Here is a 22,268-nt window from a genome sequence, read left to right as displayed (position 1 = left end):
GCAGACAGCCTGTGACACGCGACACATCACCGGATGACGTCGTTCCGGCACTGCCGAACATCGCCCTCCCGATCGAACCCGTCGGCACCCAGCAGCCCCCGCCGCATTCGGTCCCACTCCTCATGCCCGGCAGCAGCCACGAACGCAGCGACGCCGCCCGCAACCGGCAACTACTGCTCGACGCCGCCGAGACGCTGGTGCGCGAACAGGGCGCGGACGCGGTCACCATGGACGCGGTCGCCAAACTGGCCGGCGTCGGCAAGGGCACCGTCTTCCGCCGGTTCGGCAATCGGGCCGGGCTGATGCTGGCGCTGCTCGACCAGTCCGATCAGAAACTGCAGTGGGCCTACATGTTCGGGCCGCCGCCGCTGGGGCCGGGCGCGCCCGCCGCCGAACGGCTCATCGCCTACGGGCGGGCCCGGCTGGCCACCGTCGAGGTGGAGGGCGATGTACGCAAGAACGCCGCCATCGGCGGGCAATACTCCGGACCGCCCTACAACATCGCGAAAACCCATGTCTCCCTGCTGCTCCGGGAGGCCGGAGCGCCCGGCGACATCGGGCTGACCGCCGACACGCTGCTGGCCAGTCTGGACGCGGGGCTGGTGCTGCACCAGATCCGGCAGCTGCGCCACACACCCGATCAGGTGGGCGACCACTGGGAGACGCTGGTCCGGCAGGTGACCGCGCCCGCCGATCGGTAGCGGCGGCGGACCCGTTCAGTAGAGTGTGTCCATGGGGAACCTGCGCGCACAGATCATCGCCGAATTGGGCGTCCTGCCGTCGATCGAACCGAAAACCGAAGTGCGGCGACGCATCGACTTCCTCAAGGACTATCTGCGGTCCACGCCCGCCAAGGGGTTCGTGCTGGGCATCAGCGGCGGGCAGGACTCCACCCTCGCCGGACGCCTGTGCCAGCTGGCCGTCGAGGAACTGCGTGCCGAGGGCCACGACGCCACCTTCGTGGCCGCGCGCCTGCCGTACGGCATCCAGGCCGACGAACACGACGCGCAGACCGCGTTGTCCTTCATCCAGCCCGACCGCTCGGTCGTGGTGAACGTCAAGCCCAGCGCGGACGCCGCCGCCGGCGAGGCCGCCACCGGCATCGTGGAACTGCACGAGGAGCCCCGCCTGCGAGACTTCGTGCGCGGCAACATCAAAGCCCGCGAGCGCATGCTGCTCCAGTACGCCATCGCCGGCCAGCTCGAGCTGCTGGTCGTCGGCACCGACCACGCCGCCGAGGCGGTCACCGGCTTCTTCACCAAGTTCGGCGACGGCGGCGTCGACCTCACCCCGCTGACCGGTCTCACCAAGCGCCAGGGCGCGGCCCTGCTCCAGGAACTCGGCGCCCCGCCCAGCGTCTGGCAGAAGGTCCCCACCGCCGACCTCGAGGACGACCGCCCGGCCCTGCCGGACGAGGAAGCCCTGGGCCTGAAGTACTCCCAGATCGACGACTACCTCGAGGGCAAGGACGTCGGCCCCGAGGTCTCGGAGAAGCTCGAACGGATCTTCCTCAACACCCGCCACAAGCGCGCGGTCCCGGTCACCCCGCTTGACACCTGGTGGCGTTGAACCGAGGCATATGAACCGCCGCATCCGTATGCTTGAGGACATCCCGTTCGGGCATACAGGAGGCGGCCATGTCACGCACGATGATCGACATCGACGATGAGGCCCTGGCCGAAGTCAGCGGCCTCCTAGGCACCACCACCAAGAAGGACACGGTGAATGCCGCCCTGCGTCAGGTCATTGCCTGCCACCGGCGTTCCGCCGCGCTGGAACGGATGCAGGCCCGATCGAGGGCCGGTGCCTACGACGATGTGATCGCCCCGGGCCGAAGGGACGAGGCGTGGCGATAGCTCGGTATCTGATCGACACGAGCGCCCTGGCCCGGATGGGGCATCCGGACGTCTCGTCCGCATGGGCCAGCACCCTGCAGGCCGGACTGGTCCACATCTGCGCGGCCACCGAGAACGAATTCCTTTACTCCGCAAGGTCATTGAGCGACTTCGAACAGGACCGAGACGACCTCTCCGCCATCTATCCCTGGCAACCGATGCCCGATCGAGTGTGGACCCGGGTCCGCGAGGTGCAGTACGAGCTCGCCAAGCGAGGCTGCCTGCGAAGCGCCGGTATCGCGGACCTCCTGGTGGCGGCCACCGCCGAACTGGCCGAGCTGACCGTCCTACACTACGACGCTGATTTCGACACGATCGCCAAGGTCACCGGCCAGCCGACACGGTGGATCCTCCCCGCCGGCTCGGTATGACGGTGGTCGAGCGGCTGCGTCAGCCCTTCTTCTGATCCGGGTCCTCGACCAGGCGGCGGTGCAGTTCCGAGGTCATGGCGTGGATGGCGCGGGTGAGTTCGGTGTTGGTCTTGAGTTCGAGTTCCTGTTCCTGGAAGTCGTGGTCGGCCTTGGCCTGCTGGAAGTCGGCCTGACGGTTCTGGCCGATCATCACGAAGGTGGACAGGAAGATGGCTTCCAGGGAGACGACCAGGGTGAGGGTCGGCCAGGGGCTCTTCTCGACCAGCAGCATCCAGACCGCGAAGCCGATGGCGTGGATGTAGACGAAGGTCATCGAGCCGGCGAACTTGGTGATCCAGTCCGCGGCCCGCAGTTGCAGGCTGGCGGCGCGCGCCTCCTGGACCTGCGCGAACGCCGGATGCGGCTGGATCGGGGGCGGTGCCGGTTGCGGCGGTTGCGTCATTCGGGTCGGTCTCCTGGCGACGACGTGCGGGGACCGGCGAATGTTAGCGCCCGGCACGGCGACTCGCCGCGATGCGCGGCCGGGCTCGGCGCGGGGTCTAGCCGCCCGCGAACGGGGGCAGCACGTCCACGCGGGGAGAGAGCGGGGTGGTGGCGTCGCGGGTGAGTTCGTCGCCGATGAGGTAGGCGCAGACCTTCAACATGGGGTCGAGTTTCGGGCCGTAGGTGGCCGAGAGGGTGGAGCGCAGGTCGGCGATGGTCGCGCCGGACGGGAGGTCCAGCGTTTCCTTGTCCTTGCCGACGGCGTCGGCGATCGCGGCGAAATAGCGGACCTCAACCACCGATGGCTCCCATCGTTCGGGTGGGCGGGACGAAGCCGGCGGCGTCGATGCCGTGGCCGGCCGATTTGTTCCACATGGCGCCGCGCCAGAGGGCGGCGATGTCGGCGTCGGTGGCGCCCGAGCGGAGGGCGGCGCGGATGTCGTACTCCTGGTCGCTGAACAGGCAGGAGCGGATGCGGCCGTCGGCGGTGAGACGGGTGCGGTCGCAGTCGCCGCAGAACTTGCGGGTGACCGAGGCGATGATGCCGACGGTGGCGGGGCCGCCGTCCACGAGCCAGCGTTCGGCGGGGGCGGAAGGGTCCTCGCGGTCGGTCTCGGCCAGGGTGAAGCGCTCGCCGAGCACGTCCAGCAGTTCGGCGGCGGTGATCATATTGGCGCGCGCCCACTCGTGGTCGGCGTCGAGCGGCATCTCCTCGATGAAGCGCAGCTCCGCACCCACCTCCAGACACCACTGCAGCAGATCGGCCGCGCCGTCGAGGGTTTCGCGCATGAGGACCGCGTTCACCTTGAGCGGGGTGAGCCCGGCGGCGATGGCGGCGCGGATCCCGGCCTGCACCGAGGCGAGGCGGTCACGGCGGGTCAGGCGGTGGAAACCGTCACGGTCCACGGTGTCGAGGGAGATATTGATGCGCTTCAGGCCCGCGGCGGCCAGCGCCTGCGCGCGATGCTCGAGTCCGACGCCATTGCTGGTCATGGCCAGCGGCGTATCCGGCAGTGCCGCATGGCATCCCGCGATGATCTGCTCGAGGTCGCGGCGCATGAGCGGTTCGCCGCCGGTGAAGCGCACCTCGTGCACGCCGAGTTCGCGGACCGCGAGGGTCACCAGGCGCACGATCTCCTCGGTGGCGAGCAGTTCGTCGGCGGGGATCGCGGGCAGGCCCTCTTCCGGCATGCAGTAGGTGCAGCGCAGCGAGCACTTCTCGGTGATGGACACGCGCAGGTCCCGCGCCACCCGCCCGAAACGGTCGAGCAGGAGCGGGGTGTCCGGACGGCCGTCGATATCGGGCCGCCCGGTTCGCACAGCGGGCATGCCCATCGCGACCACGGTCATTGGACCATTATTGCCGGACCCGCAAGTCTTCGTAGATTCCTACGAGCCCGACCCCGTGATCAGCCGGTCACGGTATGGAGGATTCACCCGCGTATAGGCTCAGCGGCATGAGTTCCCGGCACGCGACCGCCCCGGCCCGACCCGTCGACGACCATCGCCGGCGCATCGAGGACGCCCTGCGGCCCCTGGCCGGTCGGAGCACGGAAACCGTCCCGATGGCCGCGGCGCTGGACCGCCGTCTGGCCGTCGACGTGCACGCGCCCCTGGACCTGCCGGTGTTCCGCAATTCCGCCATGGACGGCTACGCGGTCGCCGCCGAATCGGTGGCGATCGTCCCCGCGACCCTGCCGCTGGCGGGCGTGGTGGCGGCCGGCAACACCGAACGGCTCACCCTGCCCGCGGGCTCAGCGGTGAAGGTGATGACCGGCGCGCCCGTGCCGCCCGGCGCGGACTGCGTGGTGCCGGTCGAGCACACCGAATCCGATGGCGTCACCGTGACGATCCGAACCAGCCGTGCCCCCGGCGATTTCGTGCGCGAGCCCGGCACCGATGTGCGCGCCGGACAGCTGCTGGCCGCGGCGCGCACCCTGCTGCGGCCCCGGCACATCGCGGCGCTGGCCGCGGTCGGGCTGGGCGAGCTGGAGGTGACGCGGCGGGTACGGGCGGCCGTCCTCACCACGGGCGACGAGCTACGCCCCGCGGGGGCGACCCTGCTGCCGGGCCAGATCTTCAACTCCAACGGCATCGCGCTGGCCGCGGCCCTGTCCGACAACGGCGTCGAGGTGGTGTCGGTCGCGCACTCCACCGACGAGCACGCCGAGTTCCGGCGGCGGCTGGCCGAGGCGGTGGCCCAGGCCGATGTGGTGTTCACCTCCGGCGGCGTCTCCATGGGCGACTTCGAGGTCGTCAAGGAGGTGCTGGCGGCCCAGGGCGGCGAATTCGGCCCGGTCGCACTGCAACCCGGCGGCCCCCAGGGGCTGAGCACGGTCGAGGGTGTCCCGGTGCTGAGCTTCCCGGGCAATCCGGTGAGCACCATGGTGTCGTTCGAGGTGTTCGCCCGCCCGATCCTGCGTGAACTCGCGGGCCTGCCCGCGCTGCCGGTCACCGCGCTGCCGCTACTGGACGCGGTCCGTTCCCCCGCCGGCAAACGGCAGTTCCTGCGCGGCAAGCTGACCGGCGAGGGGGTGACGCTGGTGTCGGGGCAGGGTTCGCACCTGATCGCGGCGATGGCGCACGCCGATGTGCTGATCGACGTCCCGGCCGAGGTCACCGAGCTGCCCGCGGGCACGATCGTCGAGGTCCGGCCGCTGTGAACACCCTGAATTCGCTGTGCCAAGGTGGTGCCCATGAGTGAGTTGTCGCATGTCGACCGTGAAGGTCGCGCCCGCATGGTCGACGTGAGCGCGAAGGCCGACACCGCGCGCATCGCGGTCGCCGCGGGCGAACTGCACACCACCGCCGAAGTGATCGGGCTGGTCCGGGCGGACGACATGCCCAAGGCCGACGTGCTCAGCACCGCTCGCATCGCCGGGATCAACGGGGCCAAGAAGACCTCGGAACTGATTCCGCTGTGCCATCAGCTGGCGCTGTCGTCGGTGAACGTGAGCTTCGGGTTCACCGACACCACCATCACCATCGAGGCCACCGCGAAGACCAAGGGGCCCACCGGGGTCGAGATGGAAGCACTGACCGCGGTCGCGGTCGCGGGGCTCACGCTGCACGACATGGTGAAGGCGGTGGACCCGGCGGCCACGCTCAACGGGGTGCGGCTGGTCACCAAAGAGGGTGGCAAGCACGGACATTGGGTGCGGCCCGAGGCCGAGCAGCACGGCGGGCACCAGCACGAGAAGCACGCGGCGCGCGAGCAGGCCGCCGCCGCGACGACTCCGCTCGCGGGTCAGGGCCGCACCGCCGCCGTCGTGGTCGCCTCGACCGGCGTCGCCGCCGGCACCCGCACCGACACCACCGGCCCCGTCCTCGCCGAATGGCTTGCCGCGCAGGGTTTCTCGGTGCGCGGACCGCTGGTCTTCGCGGACTCCGACATCACGTACGGCCTCGAGGACGCCCTGTCCCGGGAGCCGGACCTGATCGTCACGACCGGCGGCACCGGGGCCTCCCCCACCGACGCCACCCCGGAAGCCACACTCGCCCTGCTGGATCGGGAACTGCCGGGCGTCGCCGACGCCATCCGCCAGGCCGGGACCGCCAAGTTCCCGCTCGCGGCGCTGAGCCGGGGCGTGGCCGGACTGGCCGGGCGCACCGTGATCGTCAATCTGCCCGGTTCGCCGGGCGGGGTGAAGGACGGCATCGCCGTGCTGACACCGCTGCTCGAACATCTGCTGGCCCAGGTGGCCGGAGGAGGCAACCATGAGTGAGCTGCTGGCCCGGATCAGCGATCAGGACCTGGATCCGGCCGAGGTCGAGAAGGCCGTGGAGGGGCCGCACCACGGGGCGGTCGTCGTGTTCACCGGCAAGGTGCGCGATCACGATGGCGGGCAATCGGTTTCCGCGCTGGAGTATTCGGCGCACCCGCAGGCCGAGCAGTTCCTGCGCAAGGTGTGCGAGGAGGTGGCCGCGTCCTCCGGGCTGCCGGTCGCCGCGGTGCACCGGGTCGGGGATCTGACCATCGGGGATCTGGCCATCGCCGTCGCCGTCGCGGCCCCGCACCGCGCCGAAGCCTTCACCACCTGCGCCGAACTCGTGGACCGCATCAAGCACGAGGTCCCGATCTGGAAGCGTCAGATGTTCGCCGACGGACTCTCCGAATGGGTCAACGCCTGCGGGTAGGACACCTGTCGTAACCCTCAGGGGCTTCCCCTGAAACCCTTTCACGAGAGCACCTGTCGGCCCACCGCCACGAACTGCCCTGAACGCCGTGCGATTTCACCCAGGCGCGTGTGGTTGAGCAGCAGGTTCAGCGTGAAGGCCGTGATCGCGGCGAGGCTGATGCCGCTGTTGAGCAGGATCTGGGCCGAGGACGGGAACTTCTCGAACATGCCCTTGGTCAGCACCGGCACCAGGCCGACGCCGATCGAGACGGCGACGATGGTCAGATTCACGCGGTCGGTAAGGTCGGCGCGGCGCAGCGTGTCCACGCCGATCACCGCGATGGTGGCGAACAGCACCAGGCCGACACCGCCGACCACCGGCTGCGGGACGGTCGCGACCAGGGCGCCGAAGCGCGGCACCAGACCCAGGACGATCAGGATCGCGCCGCTCACCGCCGTCACGTAGCGGCTGTGCACGCGGGTGGTGGCGACCGCGCCGACATTCTGGTTGAAGACGGTGTCCACGAACGAGTTCAGGACCCCGGCCAGCACCGCCGACAGGCCGTCGCCGACCAGGCCGCGCGCCACATCGGCTCGGGTCAAGTGCCTTCCGGTGATCTCGCCGAGCGCCAGCATGCTCGCGGTGGACTCGGCGAACACGACCGCCAGCACGATGGTCATGGCCACCACCGCGGCGACCGGGAACTGCGGCGCCCCGAAGTGGAAGGGCTGCGGCGCGCCCAGCCAGGCCGCACGGGACACACCCTCGAGCTTGACCAGCCCCATCGGAATCGCGATCACGATGCCGGCGATCAGGGCGATCAGCACGCCCAGCTGCGACCACACGCCCCGCCCCAGCACGGTGTACACCAGCGCGACCACCAGAACCGCTGCCGCCAAGGCGATCCGGGACGGCGCGGCGAAGGTCGCGGCCTTCGGGTCGCTGCCGACGATCAGGCCGCCCGCCACCCCGATCAGCGAGATGCCGACCACGGTCAGCACCGTGCCGCTCACCAGCGGCGGGAAGAACCGCACGATGGACGCGAACGGCCAGGCCAGGGCGATGCCGAGGAGTCCGCCCAGCAGCATGGACCCGTACAGCGCCTGCAGCCCGTAGTCCTTGGCGATCAGGATCATCGGGCTCATGGCCACGAAGGTGGCGCCGGTGACGATGGGCAGCCGCGCGCCCGCCAGCTTGCCGAGTCCGAGGCTCTGCACCACGGTGACGATGCCCGCGACCAGCAGGTCGGCGCTGATCAGCAGGGCGATGGTGGATGGGTCGAGCTTGGCGGCCGCGCCGAAGACCAAAGGCACCGTGACGCATCCGGTGTACATGATCAGCACGTGCTGCAAGCCGAACACCAGCCGGCGATGCCAGGGCAGCCGCGTGTCCACGGGATGCGGTGATGTCATGGGTGGCCCTGCCTTCCGTCGGGGTGGGTTGCTCGTCAGGCTAGGCAGATCGCCCGATGTGGGCCTTTGTCCGACAGGCCAAACGTCACGGTCACGCTGTGCGGCGATTTGTCCGCGGAACCAGCGTGTGCGACCGCCGTCGTCGGTCACAGTGGGGCACAGTGATCAGCGACCACGGGAGGCGACCATGAGCGAAGCCGACGGCCGGATCGTGCTCGGCCCGCACCAGTACGGGAAGGCCGAGAACCGGGTGGTGCGGATCTACCGCGACACCGCCCGGCACGAGATCCGGGACCTGAATGTGTCGTCGTGCCTGCGCGGCGCGTTCGACGAGGCGCACACCGTGGGCGATCAGGGCGCGGTGCTGCCGACGGACTCGCAGAAACAGACGATCTACACCTATGCCAAGAGCCACGGCGACGGCAGCATCGAGGACTACGGGCTGGCGCTGGCGCGGCATTTCACCGCCGAGATCGAGCCGGTGACCTCAGCCCGCATCGAGATCGAAGAGTATGCGTGGCAACGGGTTCCGGTCGGCGGCAGCGGCCACGACCACACCTGGACGCGGGTGGGTCCCGAGGTGCGGACCGCCGCGATCACGGTGAGCGGACGGGGCACGGACCGCCGTGAATGGGTGATCGGCGGCGTCAAGGACCTGGTGATTCTCAAGTCCACGGGCTCGGAGTTCGCGGGCTTCCTGACCGACTCGTTCACCGTCCTGGAACCCGCCTACGACCGCATCCTCGCCACCAGCCTCGACGCCCACTGGCGCTTCGCCACCCCACCCGCCGACTGGGACGCCGCCTACCACGGCATCCGGGCCGCCCTGATCGAAACCTTCGCCACCCTGCACTCGAAAGCCTTGCAGCAGACCCTGTACGAGATGGGCCGCGCCGCCCTGGAGGCTTATCCCTGCCTGGCCGAGATCCGTTTCTCAGCCCCGAACAAGCATCACTTCGCCTATGACACGGGCCGTTTCGGCGTTCCCAACAACGGTGAGGTGTTCCACGCCGACGACCGCCCGTACGGCCTGATCCAAGCGAGCGTCCTGCGCGAGGGCGCCCCGGACGCCGGAATCGCCTGGGACCCCTACACCGGCGCGGTCTGACCCGACAGCGTCCGCACCGCCAGGTACAGGTCCAGCCGATCGTCGAGCCGCCCGAGATCGCGCCCGGTCAATACCTCGATCCGTCCGATCCGGTAGCGAACGGTGTTGGGGTGCACATGCATTCGCTCCGCCGCGTACCGCCACGAGCCGTCACAGCCGAGGAACGCCTCGAGCGTCGCCAGGAGCCCGGCCCCGTGCCTCCGATCGTATTCCAGCACCGCGCCGAGAACCCGTTCCGCGAATCGCCGTTGCAGGCCGCCCGGGACCGCGGTGAGCAGTCCGACGGCCGAATCGATGTCGGCGACCCGAACACTGACCGGCCCGACGTCCTCCCGCGCCGCGGTGGACGCGGCCGCCGCCGCGCCGATCGTCCCGGCGAGCGGCTCCTCCGGCTGCCGAACGCTCACCCCGACCGCGAGCCGAATGCCGCTGAGCGCCGGTGCGATCCGACCGAATCGGCGGTTCAGCACACCGGCCGTCCCATCCTGCGTCCCGGCTGTCACGCCGACCAGCCTGCCCTCCCCGTCGATCGCGGTGACGAGGTCCGGCAGGGCATCGTGCAGGGTGGCGCGCACGGCCTCGAGTGTGGCCGCGGCGCCGGTGGCGGCATGGACCTCGCAGACGATCGCCGCCTCCGACGATCCGGATCGCTCGGCGAACGGTGTCGGGAAGCGGTCGGCCAGTTCCCAATCCAGGTGCTGCCGGTCGGCGCGGCGCTGCCGATAGAGTTCCGCGACGGCGGCCAAGTCCGCGCCGAACGGGTCGAGGTCCGGATCGGAGGGGCGGATCACCAGGTACCAGGCGGTGATTCGATCGCCCGCGCCCACCTGGAGGACGCGCAGGGCCCCGGCGGTGACGGCGGGTAGGCGCGGCGCGGTCAGCGCGGTGGCCAGGATCCTGTCGATCTCGGGTTCGGACAGGTCCGCGGTACCCGCGACGACGGTCCCGGTCGAGGTCAGCAGCCACACCGAGACCTGCTGCTCGGCCGCGAAATCCGCGATCAGGGTCTCGATCCCGGCCCCGGCGGCGACGGCGGACAGCAGGCGGCGTTGCCGGTCGGCTCGGGATCGCACGCGCTGCCAGCGCACGTCGGCGGCCTGCTCGGCCAGATATTCGATGATCCGGCTGAACGGCACGCTCTGCGGCGCGGACAGCAGTGGCAGCCCGTGTCGGCGGCACGCCGCCACCACGTCGTCGGGGATGTGCCCGTGCAGCGCCTGCCCGGCCACCACTCCGGCCACCCCGGACCCGGCCAGCAGGTGCACGTAGCGGTCGGAGTCGGCGGCGTGCTGCCGCCACACCAGGCCGGTGCAGACCAACGCGCCCGGGGTGACGAAGGGCCGGGGGTCGGGCATGTCGGTGGCGCAGACTCGCGCGACCGTGCGGTCCAGGTCCCCCGCGTCCCCGTGTAGCAGCCGCATGCGCAGTTGCGGCGCATCGAGGATGTCGCGCACTCGCACGGCGCACCTCCCGTGGTCGGTCCGAATTGTCCGTCACGGTAGAAGCCGGTTGTTGCCACCCCGTTTCCGAGGAATCACACCTCGGTAGGGTGGTCGCCGTGAGTCGGCGCATACCAGTCCTGATCGTGGCCGGGTTCCTCGGTGCCGGCAAGACGACGCTGCTCAACCGGCTATTGCGAACCCGCAACGCGCGGATCGGGGTGGTGGTCAACGACTTCGGCGCGGTGAACATCGACGCCATGCTGGTGGCCGGGCAGGTCGACGCCATGGTGTCGCTGGGCAACGGGTGCGTGTGCTGCGCGGTCGATGTCAGCGAACTGGACGAGCTGTTCGACCGGCTGGCGCATCCCAAGCAGAAGATCGACGTCATCGTGGTGGAGGCCAGCGGACTGGCCGAACCACGCAATCTGATCCGCATGGTCGTGAACAGCGACAATCCGCGGATCCGCTACGGCGGGCTGATCGAGGTGGTCGACGCCGAGCACTTTCCCGCCAGCCGCGACCAGCATCCCGAACTCACCACGCATCTGCGGATGGCGGATCTGGTGGTGCTGAACAAGTCCGACCGGGTCGAGGCGGACGCGCTGGAGCGGCTGCGCGCGGAGATCAGCGAGGTGGTCGGACAGGTGCCGGTGTACCCGACCAGCCACGGGCGCATCGACCCCGGCCTGCTGTTCGACCTGCCCACCCACGCGCCCCGCGCCCCGCGCGTCGGCGAACAGCTCAGCTTCGACGAACTACTGCACGGCGACGGCGCGCCCGGCGAGGACGACCCGGGCCACGGCGACCACTGCCACGACGGCTGCTCGCACGACCACCGGCATCTGCACGACGGCTACGACAGCGTTTCCTTCACCTCCGACACCGACCTCAATCCGCGCGAACTCATCGCGCTGCTGGAGGATCCGCCGTCAGGCCTGTTCCGCGCCAAGGGCGTGCTCGCGTTCGCCGTCGCCGACGATCCGCGAAAGTTCGTGCTGCACATGGTCGGCCGCCACATCACCCTGGAACCCACCGCCTGGGCCCGCCACGAGCCCCGGGCCAGCAATCTGGTCCTCATCGGCGCCGGTCTCGACGCCGACGCCGTCACCGACCGGCTGCGCGGCGCCGTCCACGCCGCCGCCGATCCCCTCGACGACCACGCCCTGCTCCCGGTCTGGCGCTACGTCGCCGGTGACCAGTCGCTTGTCGGCGAGGGCTGATTCGGCCTCGAGTTCGGCGCGCAGCTCGGCCACTTCGGCGGCCAGCTCGTCGCGCATCGACTCGCGTTCGGCCAGCGCCGACCGCATGGTCTCGACACTGTCGTTCATGGCCGCGAGCCGCTGATCGGCGCCCTTGAGCAGCCACTCCACCACATCCCGTCGCCCGACCGCGGCGCTCGCGGCGCGCACCCAGTCGACCGCGAACGCCACCCACTCCTGCGGCTTGGGCACGTCCTTGGGATCGTCCCACCCCTTGCGCTGAACCGCCTTGGTGGACAGCACCAGCTCCGCCTTCTTACCCCGCCCCGGCGAGTTCATCTCCGCCAGGGACAGCTTGCCGGCGCTGGTCACCACCGCGGTGAACCGGTACTTGCCCGCGAGGTGCATGCGCAGTTCGGCGGTGCCGCGGCCGTCGGAGTCCATGGCCCCCAGCCACGGCCCGTCCGCCGCCTCGATGATGGCCGCCAGAATCTCCAACTGCCCGACACCGCGGCGCAACCGCGCGGCGGCGGTCCGCAACGCGCCCGGCGTGGCCGTCATCTGATCCCAATGCATGCCCCGAACATATCCCCACCGCGGGACGCCGCCGTGATTGACTGGCCGAGTGAACGAGTTCCCGGCAGTGGCCTCGTGGCGGCATCGCGGTGCGCGGACCGGATTCGAGGTCGCGTTCTTCGCCGAGGACGAACGCGGGCTGCTGATCCGCGGCACCACCACCGCCACCGAGGACGGCGCGTCCTGGATCATCGATTACGTTGTGCTGCTGACCGCCTCGTGGGTGACCCGATCGGCCCGGATCACCGGGCGTGGCGCGCACGGGGTCCGGGTGGTGGAATTGGAGGCCGACGGCCGGGGCCGGTGGACCGTCGACGGCACGCCCGCGCCGCACCTCAACGGCTGCCTGGATCTGGACCTGGAGTCCTCGGCCATGACCAATACCTTTCCGGTGCACCGGCTACGACCGCTCGGCGACAACCCCGTCTCCGCGCCGGCGGCGTACGTCCGGGCCGCGGACCTGTCGGTCGCGCGCCTGGAGCAGACCTACTGCCGCATCGGCGCGCGGCACGTCGCCTACACCGCGCCGGACCTGGACTTCGCGTGCCGGCTGACCTACGACGCGGACGGGCTGATCTCGGACTATCCGGGCATCGCGGCACGGGTTCAGTAACCGAGCTCGGTAACCGGGAACGGAAACAAGCGAGGCGGCTCGTTTTCGCCGCGGACGCGCGACGGTGCCCTAGCCTGGCGGCGTGCGAGTTGTGGTTGCGAATCGTGGTGAGGTCGCGGTCCGGGTGGTGCGGACGGCACGGGAACTGGGGTACCCGACGGAGGTGCTGCACACCGCCGAGGACGGCGCGAGCCTGGCGGTCCGGCTCGCCGATCAGGCGCTCGTGCTGCCGGGCAGCGGTGCGGCGGGATACCTGGACATCGACTCGGTGGTGCGGGCCGCCGGGGCCTGCGGGCCCGGCGCGCTGGTCCACCCCGGATACGGCTTCCTCAGCGAGAGCGCCGAATTCGCGGCCGCCTGCGCCGCGGCCGGCCTCACCTTCATCGGCCCCTCCCCCGAGGCGCTGCGCATCTTCGGGGACAAGGTCGCTGCCCGCGCGGCCGCCGAACGCGCCGGACTGACCGTGCTCCCCGCCACCCGCGCGGGAGCCGAGTCCGCCGAGATCGCCGCCCTGCTGGCCGACCACCCCGACGGCATCATGGTGAAGGCCGCGGCGGGCGGCGGCGGACGCGGCATGCGCCCCGTCACCGACCCGTCCCGCCTGGCCGCGACCATCGACCGCTGCCGGGCCGAGGCGCTCGCCGGATTCGGCGACGACCGGGTGTACGCCGAGGCGCTCGTCACCCGCGCCCGGCACATCGAGGTGCAGGTGGTCGCGGACGGGATCGCGGCCGCCACACTCGGCGACCGCGATTGCAGCGTCCAGCGGCAACGCCAGAAGCTGATCGAGATCGCGCCCGCCCCGGATCTGCCCGCGGCACTGCGTGATCGACTGCACCGGGACGCGATCCGCATCGCCGAAGCGGTGGGGTGCCGCGGCGTCATCACCGTCGAGTTCCTGGTCGAGCCCGGCTCGAGCCAGAACGGCGCGAAAGTGTGGTTCCTCGAGGTGAATCCACGCCTCCAGGTCGAGCACACCGTGACCGAGGCCGTCACCGGCGTGGATCTGGTCGCCCTGCAACTCGATCTGGCGCAGGGCCGGACCCTGGCCGAACTCGATCTGCTCGAGAACGAGCCGCGCGGCTACGCCGTACAGGCGCGCGTCAACGCCGAACTGCTCGCGGCGGACGGATCCGTGCTGCCCAGCACCGGCGTGATCAGCCGCTTCGACGCCCCGACCGGTGTCGGCGTCCGCGTGGACACCGCCGCCCAGGTGGGAATGCGCCAAGGCGTGCTCTTCGACTCGCTTCTGGCGAAGGTCATCACCCACGCCTCGACCCACCCGGCCGCCCTGCGCCGCTGCGCGGACGCGCTCGCGGAGACCATGATCGGCGGCGTCGACACCAACCTGCACCTGCTGCGCGCCGTGCTCGCCGAGCTGCACGAGCTGAACGCACCGATCGACGCGGACCGCAAGACCGAAGCGACCAGACCCGCACAGCCGAGCACAGCAAGCGCACGCACCATCAACAGCAGCGGCACCGACATCAGCAGCGGCAGCAGCGGCAACGGCAGCAGCAGCAGCAGCGGCGGCGGCGGGGGCGTCACCACGGATTGGTTCGAGCGGCGGCTCGACGACTTGCGATCGCGCGCCGAGACTTTCGAGGATGCGACCACCGCTGGATCGGTGGATACTGCCGCGAACAGCGCGGCGCCCGGCACGTCGCACGGCTCCGCTGATCGCGCTGCCGCCGGGTTCGAGCCGGCCGATGGGGAGCAGGCGTTGCGGTCGCCGATGGGCGCGACCGTGGTGTCGCTGGCCGAGCCGGGTACCGTCCTCGCCGCCGGGGCCGAGGTCGCGGTGCTGGAGGCGATGAAGATGCAGCACGTGGTGCGGGCGACCGAGCCGCTGCGGGTGCTGCGGCATGCTGTCGCGGCCGGCGAGGTGGTGGACCAGCATGCCGTGCTGGTGACCTGGGAGGCGGCCGATCACGACCGTCCGGCCGCGGAATCGACCGTGGTGGACCTGGATTCGGTGCGTGCCGACCTCGCCGAAGTGCTGGAGCGCCACGAGACCACCCTCGACGCCCGGCGCGAGGCAGCGGTGGCGAAGCGGCATCGGATCGGACGGCGGACGGCGCGCGAGAACATCTCCGATCTGGTCGATGCGGACAGCTTCGTCGAATACGGCGCGCTGGCGGTGGCCGCCCAGCGCAGCCGCCGCGGCCTGGAAGACCTGATCGCCCATACCCCGGCGGACGGATTGATCGCGGGTATCGCCACTGTCAACGCGGACCGGTTCGGTCCCGACCGGTCCAGGGCACTGGTCATGTCCTACGACTACACCGTGCTCGCGGGCACCCAGGGCATGCGCAATCACGCCAAGACCGACCGCATGCTGGAACTGGCTCGGGAACAACGGCTTCCGGTGGTGTTCTTCACCGAGGGCGGCGGCGGGCGGCCCGGCGACACCGATCACGGCGGCATCTCGGGGCTGGACGTCACCACGTTCCGCGCCATGGGCGCGCTGTCGGGGCGGGTGCCGCTGATCGGCATCGTGTCGGGGCGCTGCTTCGCGGGCAATGCCGCGCTGCTGGGCATGTGCGATGTCGTGATCGCCACGCCCGACGCGAATATCGGTATGGGCGGCCCGGCCATGATCGAGGGCGGCGGGCTGGGCGTGTACGCGCCCGAGGACATCGGACCGGTGGAGGTGCAGCGGCGCAATGGCGTGGTGCACGTCGTCGCCGCCGACGAGGCCGAGGCGGTGGATATCGCCCGCCGGTACCTCTCGTATTTCCAAGGCGCGGAGGCGGAGTGGGAGGCTCCGGATCCGCGGTCGGCCCGGCACGTGGTGCCGGAGAACCGGTTGCGCGCCTTCGATATCCGCGCCGCCATCGCCTCGGTGGTGGATGTCGGCTCGGTGCTGGAACTGCGCCGGGACTGGGGCGTGGGCATCGTGACCGCCCTGGTCCGGGTGGAGGGCCGTCCGTTCGGGCTCATCGCCAATGACTGCCACCACCTGGGCGGGGCCATCGACGCCCCGGCCGCCGACAAGCTCTCGGCGTTCCTGCGGCTGTGCGGAGCGCACGGCCTGCCCATCGTCTCGCTGTGCGACACACCGGGTTTCATGGTCGGCCCCGAGGCGGAGGAGCATGCCACCGTCACCAAGTTCAGCCGCCTGTTCATCGACGCCGCCGCCTTGGACGTCCCGTTCGGCACCGTGATCCTGCGCAAGGGTTACGGGCTGGGCGCGCAGGCCATGGCGGCGGGTTCGTTCCGGGCGCCGCGTTTCGTGATCGCCTGGCCCACCGGCGAGATCGGCGGCATGGGCCTGGAGGGCGCGGTCCGGCTGGGCTTCGCCAAGGAACTGGCCGCCATCGAGGACCCGGACCAGCGGCAGGCCGCCTTCGAAGCCCTGGTCAACGCCGCCTATGACGCGGGCAAGGCCCTCACCGCCGCAACGGTTCTCGAACTCGACGATGTCATCGACCCCGCCGACACCCGCCGGTGGTTGCGGACGCTGCGCTGAGCAGCGGCGCTTACGCGGCTCCCCCGCGCAAGCGCCGCAGGCAGGCGTACCCGACCGTGAGCGCCGCGATGCCACCGAGCGACTGGCCCGCACTCACATAGCGCGGACGGCGGTGCCGGAACTTGGTGCGCCGCGCCTCCCGCGCCCGCAGGCGTTCCTCGGTGAGGTCGGCGTAGCGGCCCGGCAGGAAGGTGTCGAAGTACTCGGACACGAAATTGTCGGTGCGCCGCACCGGCAATCGCATGTCACCCATCAGATCGTCGATGTGGTGGGAGACGTAGGGCCCGACGTAATAGCCTTCGGGCCGCGCGGGCATGACCTCGGCCAGCCAGGCGCCGACCCGGTCGATCTCGCGGTGCATCTCGGCGGCGGGCGGCAGCTCCAGCTCGCCGAGGAAGTGCTGGGACAGCCAGTGCGCGGAGACCTCCGCGGAGAGCTGGCAGGCGGTGGAGGACCCGTACCCGATGAACCCGAGGCGCGGATGCTCCGGCGGCAGGATGTGCCGGTACAACAGGAATCGGCCGTCGGAGAGGACGTCGGTGCGTAGTTCGCGGTCCAGGAACGGCAGCGACTGCCGCCAGCCGGTGGCGAACACCACCAGATCCGCGGCGAGCCGTTCACCGGTGTCGAGGGTGAGCTCGGCGTCGCCGGTGCAGCGCGCGATGTGGCCGCGCCGCAATCGGATCCGCCCCCGCCGGGCCGCCCGGTAGAACTCCTCGCTGACGCCGCCGTGTTCGACGCCGGCGGGCAGCGGCGGCTCGGGCACCATGATCCGCGGCATCCGCAACGAGAGTCGCATCAGGAGTTTCAGGTACCGCCAGACCAGCTCGGTCAATGGTCTGCCCGGGCCGTGCAGCAGCCCCTCGACCCGGTTGAGCCGGTGGTAGCGGAAGAACGACTCGGAGAATCGATTGAGGTACAGCTGGTCCGAGGGCTGTCCGCCGATGAACCGCGGCAGCATCGGATAGGGCTTGCGGAACACCAGGGTGCAGTCGCGGGCGCGTTCGGCGGCCCAGGCGGCGCAGTCGAGCGCGGATTTGCCCGCGCCCACGACCACCACGCGCCGGCCCGCGAAAGCGGCGGGTTCCAGGGCTTGACTGGAGTGGGCGATCACACCGCGGAAGAGGTTGCTGTCCTGAATATCTGGAATATTCGGTTCGGAGAAGGTTCCGGCGCACACCACCACGAAATCGAACGCGAGCGTCTCGACCCCGTCGGGCCCGACCACCTCGACCTCGAACCCCTTGCCCGCCTCGGAAACCCGGATGACTTCCGTGCCCAGGCGTAGGTAGCGGTACAGGCCGAAGCGTTCCACGTACGAGGCCAGGTAGTCGCGCACCTGCCCGGCCGTGGGGAATACATCGGCCGATTCCGGGTAGGGATGATCGGAGTACGCGTAGGTGGCCCGGGAGTTGTTGGTGCGTAACCCCGGATAGGTGCGCGACTCGATCCACACCCCGCCCGCGGCGGTCTCCTTGTCGAAGACGACGACCTCGAAGTCGTCGTCGCGCAATACCTTCGCCGTCACCAAGCCCGCGATACCGGCCCCGATGATCCCGACCCGTACGCCACCCGCACTCGTCACGTCCGCGTATTCCCCTCTGGAACGAACAGGCACAGCCGCGCCACACGCTACGGCAGCGTGCGGCGCGGCGGACCCTCGTCAGAGCGACTCGCCAGGTTTTTGACGAGTTGGGCGTGTCGCGACTTCTCGCCGAAATCGCTTATACGGGACGAACTTACGACACCGGGAGCTCCGGGATCCGGGTGGCGCGGGCGTACACGGTCTCGCCTTCGGCCAGGTGCAACGCCTCCGCGTCACCACGGGTGACCTGCGCGGTGAACAGGTCACCGGTGGCCGCGTTGCGCAGCTCCACGCGCACCTCGAAGCCCAGCCGGACCACGCGCTCGACCGTCGCGCGGGTGACGCCGGAGGAATCCGCGGTGCCCTCGTGCGCGGCCAGCGCCATGCTCGGGTCCCGGCCGACGCGAATGTCGTGCGGCCGCACCATATGCCCGTTCAGCTTGGCCACCGCACCCAGGAACGACATGACGAACTCGTTGGCGGGCCGGTCGTACACGTCCTCCGGGCTGCCGACCTGCTCGATGCGGCCCTTGTTCATGACCGCGATCCGGTCGGCCACGTCGAGGGCCTCCTCCTGGTCGTGGGTGACCAGGACGGTGGTGACGTGCACCTCCTCGTGCAGCCGGCGCAGCCAGGTGCGCAGGTCCGCACGGACTTTCGCGTCGAGCGCGCCGAACGGCTCGTCCAGCAGCAGCACCTGCGGGTCCACCGCGAGCGCGCGGGCCAGGGCCATGCGCTGACGCTGACCACCGGACAGCTGCGCCGGATACCGGTGCTGGAAGCCGTCCAGGCCGACGATCTCGAGCAGGTCGTCGACCTTCTTCTTGATCTCGCCCTTGGGCCGCTTGCGGATCTTGAGGCCGAAGGCCACATTGTCGCGCACGGTCATGTGCTTGAACGCGGCGTAATGCTGGAACACGAAACCGATATCGCGCTTCTGCGGCGACACATTGGTGACGTCCTTGCCCGCGATGGTGACGATGCCGCCGTCGAGGGTCTCGAGGCCCGCGATGGAGCGCAGCAGCGTGGACTTGCCCGAACCGGACGGACCCAGCAGCGCGGTCAGCTCGCCCGAGGGGATGTCGAGGCTGACGTCGTCGAGAGCGGCGAACGTGCCGTATCGCTTGTTCGCATTGGTCACGGTGATCATTTGGCAGTGCCCCGCTTGCGTTCTAGAAGGGTCATGAGCAGAAGGACAACGAGGGCGATGCCCATGAGCAGGGTCGCCGCGCAGTACGCGCCGAAGGTGTTGTGATCGTTCACGTAGCGCCCGTTCACCAGCAGGGTGAGGGTCTGTGACTTTCCGGGCAGGCCGGTGGACACCATGATCACCGCGCCGAACTCACCGAGCGCGCGGGCCACGGTGAGCACGATGCCGTAGGTCAGGCCCCAGCGGATCGCCGGAAGCGTGATGCGCCAGAACGTCTGCCAGCCCGACGCGCCCAGGGTGGCGGCCGCCTGTTCCTGATCGTCGCCGATCTCGTGCAGCACCGGCTCCACCTCGCGCACCACGAACGGGAGCGTCACGAAGATGGTGGCGATGACCATGCCCGGCAGATTGAAGATGATCTTCAGGCCGTGGCTGTCCAGCCCGCCGAACCAGCCGTGGGCGCCCCACAGCAGGATCAGCGAGACACCCACCACCACCGGCGACGTCGCCATCGGCAGATCCACCACACCCTGCAGCAGATTGCGGCCGGGGAATCGGCCACGCACCAGGGCGAGCGCCACGATCACACCGAAGATCACATTCACCGGCACCGTGATCGCCACGATCTGCATGGTGAGGTTGAAGGCCGAGATCGCGGCGGGCGTGGAGATCGAATCGAAGAACGCGCCGATGCCGCGCTCGAAGGTGCGCATCAGGATGATGCCCAGCGGCACCAGCAGCAGCACGAAGATGTACGCCAGCGCCACCGTGCGCAGTGAGATCCGCGTCCAGAAACCGAGTTTCATCTAGGACTCCTGTTCCCGGCGCGCCAGGCGCTCGGAGGTGACCCGCAGCACGAACAGCGTGGCCAGCGAGATCGCCAGCAGCACCACCGAGACCGCGGCGGCGTTCACCGGCCGGTCCACCTCGATCTGCTGCTGGATGTACTGCGAGGCCATCTGGGTCTTCTTCGGAATGCCGCCGCCGATCAGCACCACCGAGCCGTACTCGCCGATCGCGCGGGCGAAGGCCAGGCCCGAACCGCTCACGATGGCCGGGGCCAGCGTCGGCAGGATGATGGTGCGGAACGTGGTCCAGTTGTCCGCGCCCAGCGACGCGGCCGCCTGCTCCACATCCTTGTCCGCCTCGATCAGCACCGGCTGCACCGCGCGCACCACGAACGGCAGCGTCACGAAGGCCAGTGCCACCACCAGACCGGGCTGGGTGGCATTGAGGTGGATGTCGAACGGCGACTGCGGGCCGTACAGGGCCAGCAGCACGATGCTGGCCACGATGGTGGGCAGCGCGAACGGCAGGTCGATGAGCGCGTTCACGATCCCCTTGCCCGGGAATTCGTCGCGCACCAGCACCCACGCGATCAGGGTGCCCATCACCACGTTGATCAAGGTGACGATGACCGACACCAGGACCGTCACCTTCAGCGCGTCCAGGGCCGCGGGCGCGGTCACCGCGTCCCAGAAACCGGACCAGCCGTTCTCCAGGGACTTGGCGGTCAGCGCCGCCAGCGGCAGCAGCACGATGATGCTGAGCCACAGCACCGAGGTGCCGATGCCGAGCGGGCCCACCGACCCGGTCACCCGGAACCAGGACCGGATCCGGCCCCTACCCGCCGTCGGGCGGGGTTTGTCGTCTACCGAAACGCCGGGACCGCTCTCGGTCCCGGCGTTCGAGCTGCTGTCACTCACAGTGTCGAGTATCGCTTGTGTCGCAGGTCACCCGGCTACTTGGTGGCCTTGTCGTAGATCTGCGCCACCGAACCGGTGTTCGGCGTGAACAGCTCCTTGTCCACGGTCTTCCAGCCGCCGAGGTCGTCGATGGTGTACAGCTTCTGCGGGGTCGGGAAGCTCTTGGCGTTGTCGGCGCGCACCTGCGGGTCGACCGGACGGAAGCCCGCCTCGGCGAAGGCCTTCTGGGCGTCCTTGGTGTAGAGGAAGTCGCGGAAGGCGATGGCGTTCTTCAGGTTCTTGGCGTTCTTGAGCACCGCGACCGGGTTGTCGATCCGGAAGGTGGTGTCGGGCACGACGTGCTCGATCGGGTCACCCTTGGTCTCGGAGAAGATGGCCTCGTTCTCGTAGCTGAGCAGCACGTCGCCGGTGCCCTGCAGGAAGGTGTCGGTGGCCTCGCGGCCCGACTTGGGCTGCACGTGCACGTGGCCCAGCAGCTGGGTCAGGTAGTCCAGACCGGCCTGCGCGTTCTTGCCGCCCTCGCTCTTGGCGGCGTAGGGGGCCAGCAGGTTCCACTTGGCCGCACCCGAGCTGAACGGGTTGGGGGTCACGACCTCGATGCCCGGCTTGAGCAGGTCGTCCCAGTTCTTGATGCCCTTGGGGTTGCCCTTGCGGACCGCGATCACCACGACCGAACCGAACGGGACGCCCTTGTTGGCGTCGGCGTTCCAGCCCGCGTCCACCTGACCGGAATCGACCAGGCGGGTGATGTCGGGCTCGACCGAGAAGCTCACCACGTCGGCCTCGGCGCCGTCCTTCACCTTGCGGGACTGATCGCCCGAGGGACCGTAGGAGGCCTGGAACTGGGTGCCCTTGCCGCCGTCGGTCTTGTTGTAGACCGGGATCACCTTGTCGTAGGCGGCCTTCGCGACCGAGTACGCGAACAGGTTGATGTTGCCGCCGCCACCGGCCGCCGCACCCTCGTCCTTGGTGTCGGCCGCGCCGCCGCTGCAGGCGGTGAGCACGGTGGCCGCGACCGCGGTGAGCGCGACGGCGAAGGTAGATCGGCGAGAGAGACGAATATTGCGGGACATCGGCGTGGACCTTTCGGGCTACCCGCCGGAAGGGACCTCGACCGGCGGGAATGAACGTGTGCCG

The 22,268-nt window shown here is 69.9% G+C and carries 21 protein-coding genes; 11 read left to right on the top strand and 10 right to left on the bottom strand.

The annotated features are described in order from the left end of the window. The first annotated feature begins 122 nt into the window (after positions 1–122). From ACQPYY_RS08830 to ACQPYY_RS08815, 4 genes are all read left to right on the top strand, one after another. The gene (locus ACQPYY_RS08830; protein ID WP_433594598.1) at positions 123–701 is read left to right on the top strand and encodes a TetR/AcrR family transcriptional regulator; all 579 of its coding nucleotides are present in this window, start codon (positions 123–125) and stop codon (positions 699–701) included. Positions 702–732: 31 nt separating this feature from the next. Further along, the gene (nadE, locus tag ACQPYY_RS08825) at positions 733–1,569 is read left to right on the top strand and encodes an ammonia-dependent NAD(+) synthetase (RefSeq protein WP_433593378.1); all 837 of its coding nucleotides are present in this window, start codon (positions 733–735) and stop codon (positions 1,567–1,569) included. A 68-nt stretch (positions 1,570–1,637) separates the two neighbouring features. Then, entirely contained in the window at positions 1,638–1,856 is a 219-nt protein-coding gene (locus tag ACQPYY_RS08820) for a type II toxin-antitoxin system VapB family antitoxin (RefSeq protein ID WP_433593377.1), read from the top strand. Next, positions 1,847–2,266: a PIN domain nuclease gene (locus ACQPYY_RS08815; RefSeq protein ID WP_433593376.1), complete on the top strand. Its 420-nt coding sequence runs from the start codon at positions 1,847–1,849 to the stop codon at positions 2,264–2,266. Before ACQPYY_RS08820 ends, ACQPYY_RS08815 begins: the two co-directional genes overlap by 10 nt. A gap of 19 nt (positions 2,267–2,285) precedes the next feature. Here the strand turns inward: ACQPYY_RS08815 and ACQPYY_RS08810 are convergent, their stop codons facing one another. The 3 genes from ACQPYY_RS08810 to moaA all read right to left on the bottom strand — a co-directional run bounded on the left by ACQPYY_RS08810 (position 2,286) and on the right by moaA (position 4,099). Next, positions 2,286–2,708: a DUF1003 domain-containing protein gene (locus tag ACQPYY_RS08810; RefSeq protein WP_379101465.1), complete on the bottom strand. Its 423-nt coding sequence runs from the start codon at positions 2,706–2,708 to the stop codon at positions 2,286–2,288. Between the two features lie 97 nt (positions 2,709–2,805). After that, positions 2,806–3,048 (bottom strand): MoaD/ThiS family protein, encoded by a 243-nt coding sequence (locus ACQPYY_RS08805; protein ID WP_379101463.1) that lies wholly within the window; start codon positions 3,046–3,048, stop codon positions 2,806–2,808. After that, the gene (gene moaA / locus ACQPYY_RS08800) at positions 3,041–4,099 is read right to left on the bottom strand and encodes a GTP 3',8-cyclase MoaA (protein ID WP_433593375.1); all 1,059 of its coding nucleotides are present in this window, start codon (positions 4,097–4,099) and stop codon (positions 3,041–3,043) included. The genes ACQPYY_RS08805 and moaA overlap by 8 nt, the downstream gene beginning before the upstream one ends. A 107-nt stretch (positions 4,100–4,206) precedes the next feature. On the opposite strand from moaA, the gene ACQPYY_RS08795 reads away from it, so the two are divergent. From ACQPYY_RS08795 to ACQPYY_RS08785, 3 genes are read left to right on the top strand one after another with little or no spacing between them, the layout of a single operon-like run. Continuing rightward, the gene (locus ACQPYY_RS08795) at positions 4,207–5,412 is read left to right on the top strand and encodes a molybdopterin molybdotransferase MoeA (protein ID WP_433593374.1); all 1,206 of its coding nucleotides are present in this window, start codon (positions 4,207–4,209) and stop codon (positions 5,410–5,412) included. A gap of 33 nt (positions 5,413–5,445) precedes the next feature. Continuing rightward, entirely contained in the window at positions 5,446–6,474 is a 1,029-nt protein-coding gene (moaCB, locus tag ACQPYY_RS08790) for a bifunctional molybdenum cofactor biosynthesis protein MoaC/MoaB (RefSeq protein WP_433593373.1), read from the top strand. Continuing rightward, on the top strand, positions 6,467–6,886 hold the full coding sequence (locus ACQPYY_RS08785; RefSeq protein WP_433593372.1) for a molybdenum cofactor biosynthesis protein MoaE: 420 nt from the start codon (positions 6,467–6,469) through the stop codon (positions 6,884–6,886). The genes moaCB and ACQPYY_RS08785 overlap by 8 nt, the downstream gene beginning before the upstream one ends. A 41-nt stretch (positions 6,887–6,927) precedes the next feature. On the opposite strand, the gene ACQPYY_RS08780 is transcribed toward ACQPYY_RS08785, so the two are convergent. After that, complete coding sequence (locus tag ACQPYY_RS08780; protein WP_433593371.1) at positions 6,928–8,280, bottom strand: nucleobase:cation symporter-2 family protein; 1,353 nt, start codon at positions 8,278–8,280, stop codon at positions 6,928–6,930. 187 nt (positions 8,281–8,467) lie between these two features. Between ACQPYY_RS08780 and pucL the strand changes: the two genes are divergently transcribed. Next, complete coding sequence (pucL, locus tag ACQPYY_RS08775) at positions 8,468–9,388, top strand: factor-independent urate hydroxylase (RefSeq protein WP_433593370.1); 921 nt, start codon at positions 8,468–8,470, stop codon at positions 9,386–9,388. On the opposite strand, the gene ACQPYY_RS08770 is transcribed toward pucL, so the two are convergent. Beyond that, entirely contained in the window at positions 9,370–10,848 is a 1,479-nt protein-coding gene (locus tag ACQPYY_RS08770) for a PucR family transcriptional regulator (protein WP_433593369.1), read from the bottom strand. The genes pucL and ACQPYY_RS08770 overlap by 19 nt on opposite strands. A gap of 98 nt (positions 10,849–10,946) precedes the next feature. Here ACQPYY_RS08770 and ACQPYY_RS08765 point away from each other — a divergent pair, with 98 nt between their 5' ends. From ACQPYY_RS08765 to ACQPYY_RS08755, 3 genes are all read left to right on the top strand, one after another. Further along, complete coding sequence (locus tag ACQPYY_RS08765) at positions 10,947–12,050, top strand: CobW family GTP-binding protein (protein WP_433593368.1); 1,104 nt, start codon at positions 10,947–10,949, stop codon at positions 12,048–12,050. Between the two features lie 604 nt (positions 12,051–12,654). Beyond that, positions 12,655–13,218, top strand: coding sequence for a putative glycolipid-binding domain-containing protein (locus ACQPYY_RS08760; protein WP_433593367.1), 564 nt, complete (start codon positions 12,655–12,657; stop codon positions 13,216–13,218). 82 nt (positions 13,219–13,300) lie between these two features. Then, the gene (locus tag ACQPYY_RS08755) at positions 13,301–16,690 is read left to right on the top strand and encodes a carboxyl transferase domain-containing protein (RefSeq protein ID WP_433593366.1); all 3,390 of its coding nucleotides are present in this window, start codon (positions 13,301–13,303) and stop codon (positions 16,688–16,690) included. A gap of 10 nt (positions 16,691–16,700) precedes the next feature. Here the strand turns inward: ACQPYY_RS08755 and ACQPYY_RS08750 are convergent, their stop codons facing one another. The 5 genes from ACQPYY_RS08750 to ACQPYY_RS08730 all read right to left on the bottom strand — a co-directional run bounded on the left by ACQPYY_RS08750 (position 16,701) and on the right by ACQPYY_RS08730 (position 22,204). Beyond that, positions 16,701–18,275, bottom strand: coding sequence for a flavin-containing monooxygenase (locus tag ACQPYY_RS08750; RefSeq protein ID WP_433593365.1), 1,575 nt, complete (start codon positions 18,273–18,275; stop codon positions 16,701–16,703). A gap of 154 nt (positions 18,276–18,429) precedes the next feature. Beyond that, positions 18,430–19,425, bottom strand: coding sequence for a sulfate/molybdate ABC transporter ATP-binding protein (locus ACQPYY_RS08745; RefSeq protein WP_379101432.1), 996 nt, complete (start codon positions 19,423–19,425; stop codon positions 18,430–18,432). Beyond that, the gene (gene cysW / locus ACQPYY_RS08740; protein ID WP_433593364.1) at positions 19,422–20,231 is read right to left on the bottom strand and encodes a sulfate ABC transporter permease subunit CysW; all 810 of its coding nucleotides are present in this window, start codon (positions 20,229–20,231) and stop codon (positions 19,422–19,424) included. The genes ACQPYY_RS08745 and cysW overlap by 4 nt, the downstream gene beginning before the upstream one ends. After that, positions 20,232–21,131, bottom strand: a complete 900-nt coding sequence (cysT, locus tag ACQPYY_RS08735) for a sulfate ABC transporter permease subunit CysT (RefSeq protein ID WP_379101429.1) — start codon at positions 21,129–21,131, stop codon at positions 20,232–20,234. It abuts the gene before it with no gap. A 35-nt stretch (positions 21,132–21,166) separates the two neighbouring features. After that, a complete protein-coding gene (locus ACQPYY_RS08730; protein ID WP_433593363.1) occupies positions 21,167–22,204 on the bottom strand; it encodes a sulfate ABC transporter substrate-binding protein in 1,038 nt (345 codons plus the stop codon). Positions 22,205–22,268: the final 64 nt, after the last annotated feature.

The sequence above is a fragment of the Nocardia sp. CA-145437 genome (genome assembly GCF_050956485.1).
In the GTDB taxonomy this organism is placed as follows: Bacteria; Actinomycetota; Actinomycetes; order Mycobacteriales; family Mycobacteriaceae; genus Nocardia.
This window is presented reverse-complemented; position numbering and strand designations above follow the sequence as displayed.

Coding starts and splice junctions, on each gene's coding strand:
- ACQPYY_RS08830 (WP_433594598.1), top strand. CDS start 123: ATGCCCGGCAGCAGCCACGAACGCAGCGACGCCGCCCGCAACCGGCAA.
- nadE (WP_433593378.1), top strand. CDS start 733: ATGGGGAACCTGCGCGCACAGATCATCGCCGAATTGGGCGTCCTGCCG.
- ACQPYY_RS08820 (WP_433593377.1), top strand. CDS start 1,638: ATGTCACGCACGATGATCGACATCGACGATGAGGCCCTGGCCGAAGTC.
- ACQPYY_RS08810 (WP_379101465.1), bottom strand. CDS start 2,708: ATGACGCAACCGCCGCAACCGGCACCGCCCCCGATCCAGCCGCATCCG.
- moaA (WP_433593375.1), bottom strand. CDS start 4,099: ATGACCGTGGTCGCGATGGGCATGCCCGCTGTGCGAACCGGGCGGCCC.
- ACQPYY_RS08795 (WP_433593374.1), top strand. CDS start 4,207: ATGAGTTCCCGGCACGCGACCGCCCCGGCCCGACCCGTCGACGACCAT.
- moaCB (WP_433593373.1), top strand. CDS start 5,446: ATGAGTGAGTTGTCGCATGTCGACCGTGAAGGTCGCGCCCGCATGGTC.
- ACQPYY_RS08785 (WP_433593372.1), top strand. CDS start 6,467: ATGAGTGAGCTGCTGGCCCGGATCAGCGATCAGGACCTGGATCCGGCC.
- ACQPYY_RS08780 (WP_433593371.1), bottom strand. CDS start 8,280: ATGACATCACCGCATCCCGTGGACACGCGGCTGCCCTGGCATCGCCGG.
- pucL (WP_433593370.1), top strand. CDS start 8,468: ATGAGCGAAGCCGACGGCCGGATCGTGCTCGGCCCGCACCAGTACGGG.
- ACQPYY_RS08745 (WP_379101432.1), bottom strand. CDS start 19,425: ATGATCACCGTGACCAATGCGAACAAGCGATACGGCACGTTCGCCGCT.
- cysW (WP_433593364.1), bottom strand. CDS start 20,231: ATGAAACTCGGTTTCTGGACGCGGATCTCACTGCGCACGGTGGCGCTG.
- ACQPYY_RS08730 (WP_433593363.1), bottom strand. CDS start 22,204: ATGTCCCGCAATATTCGTCTCTCTCGCCGATCTACCTTCGCCGTCGCG.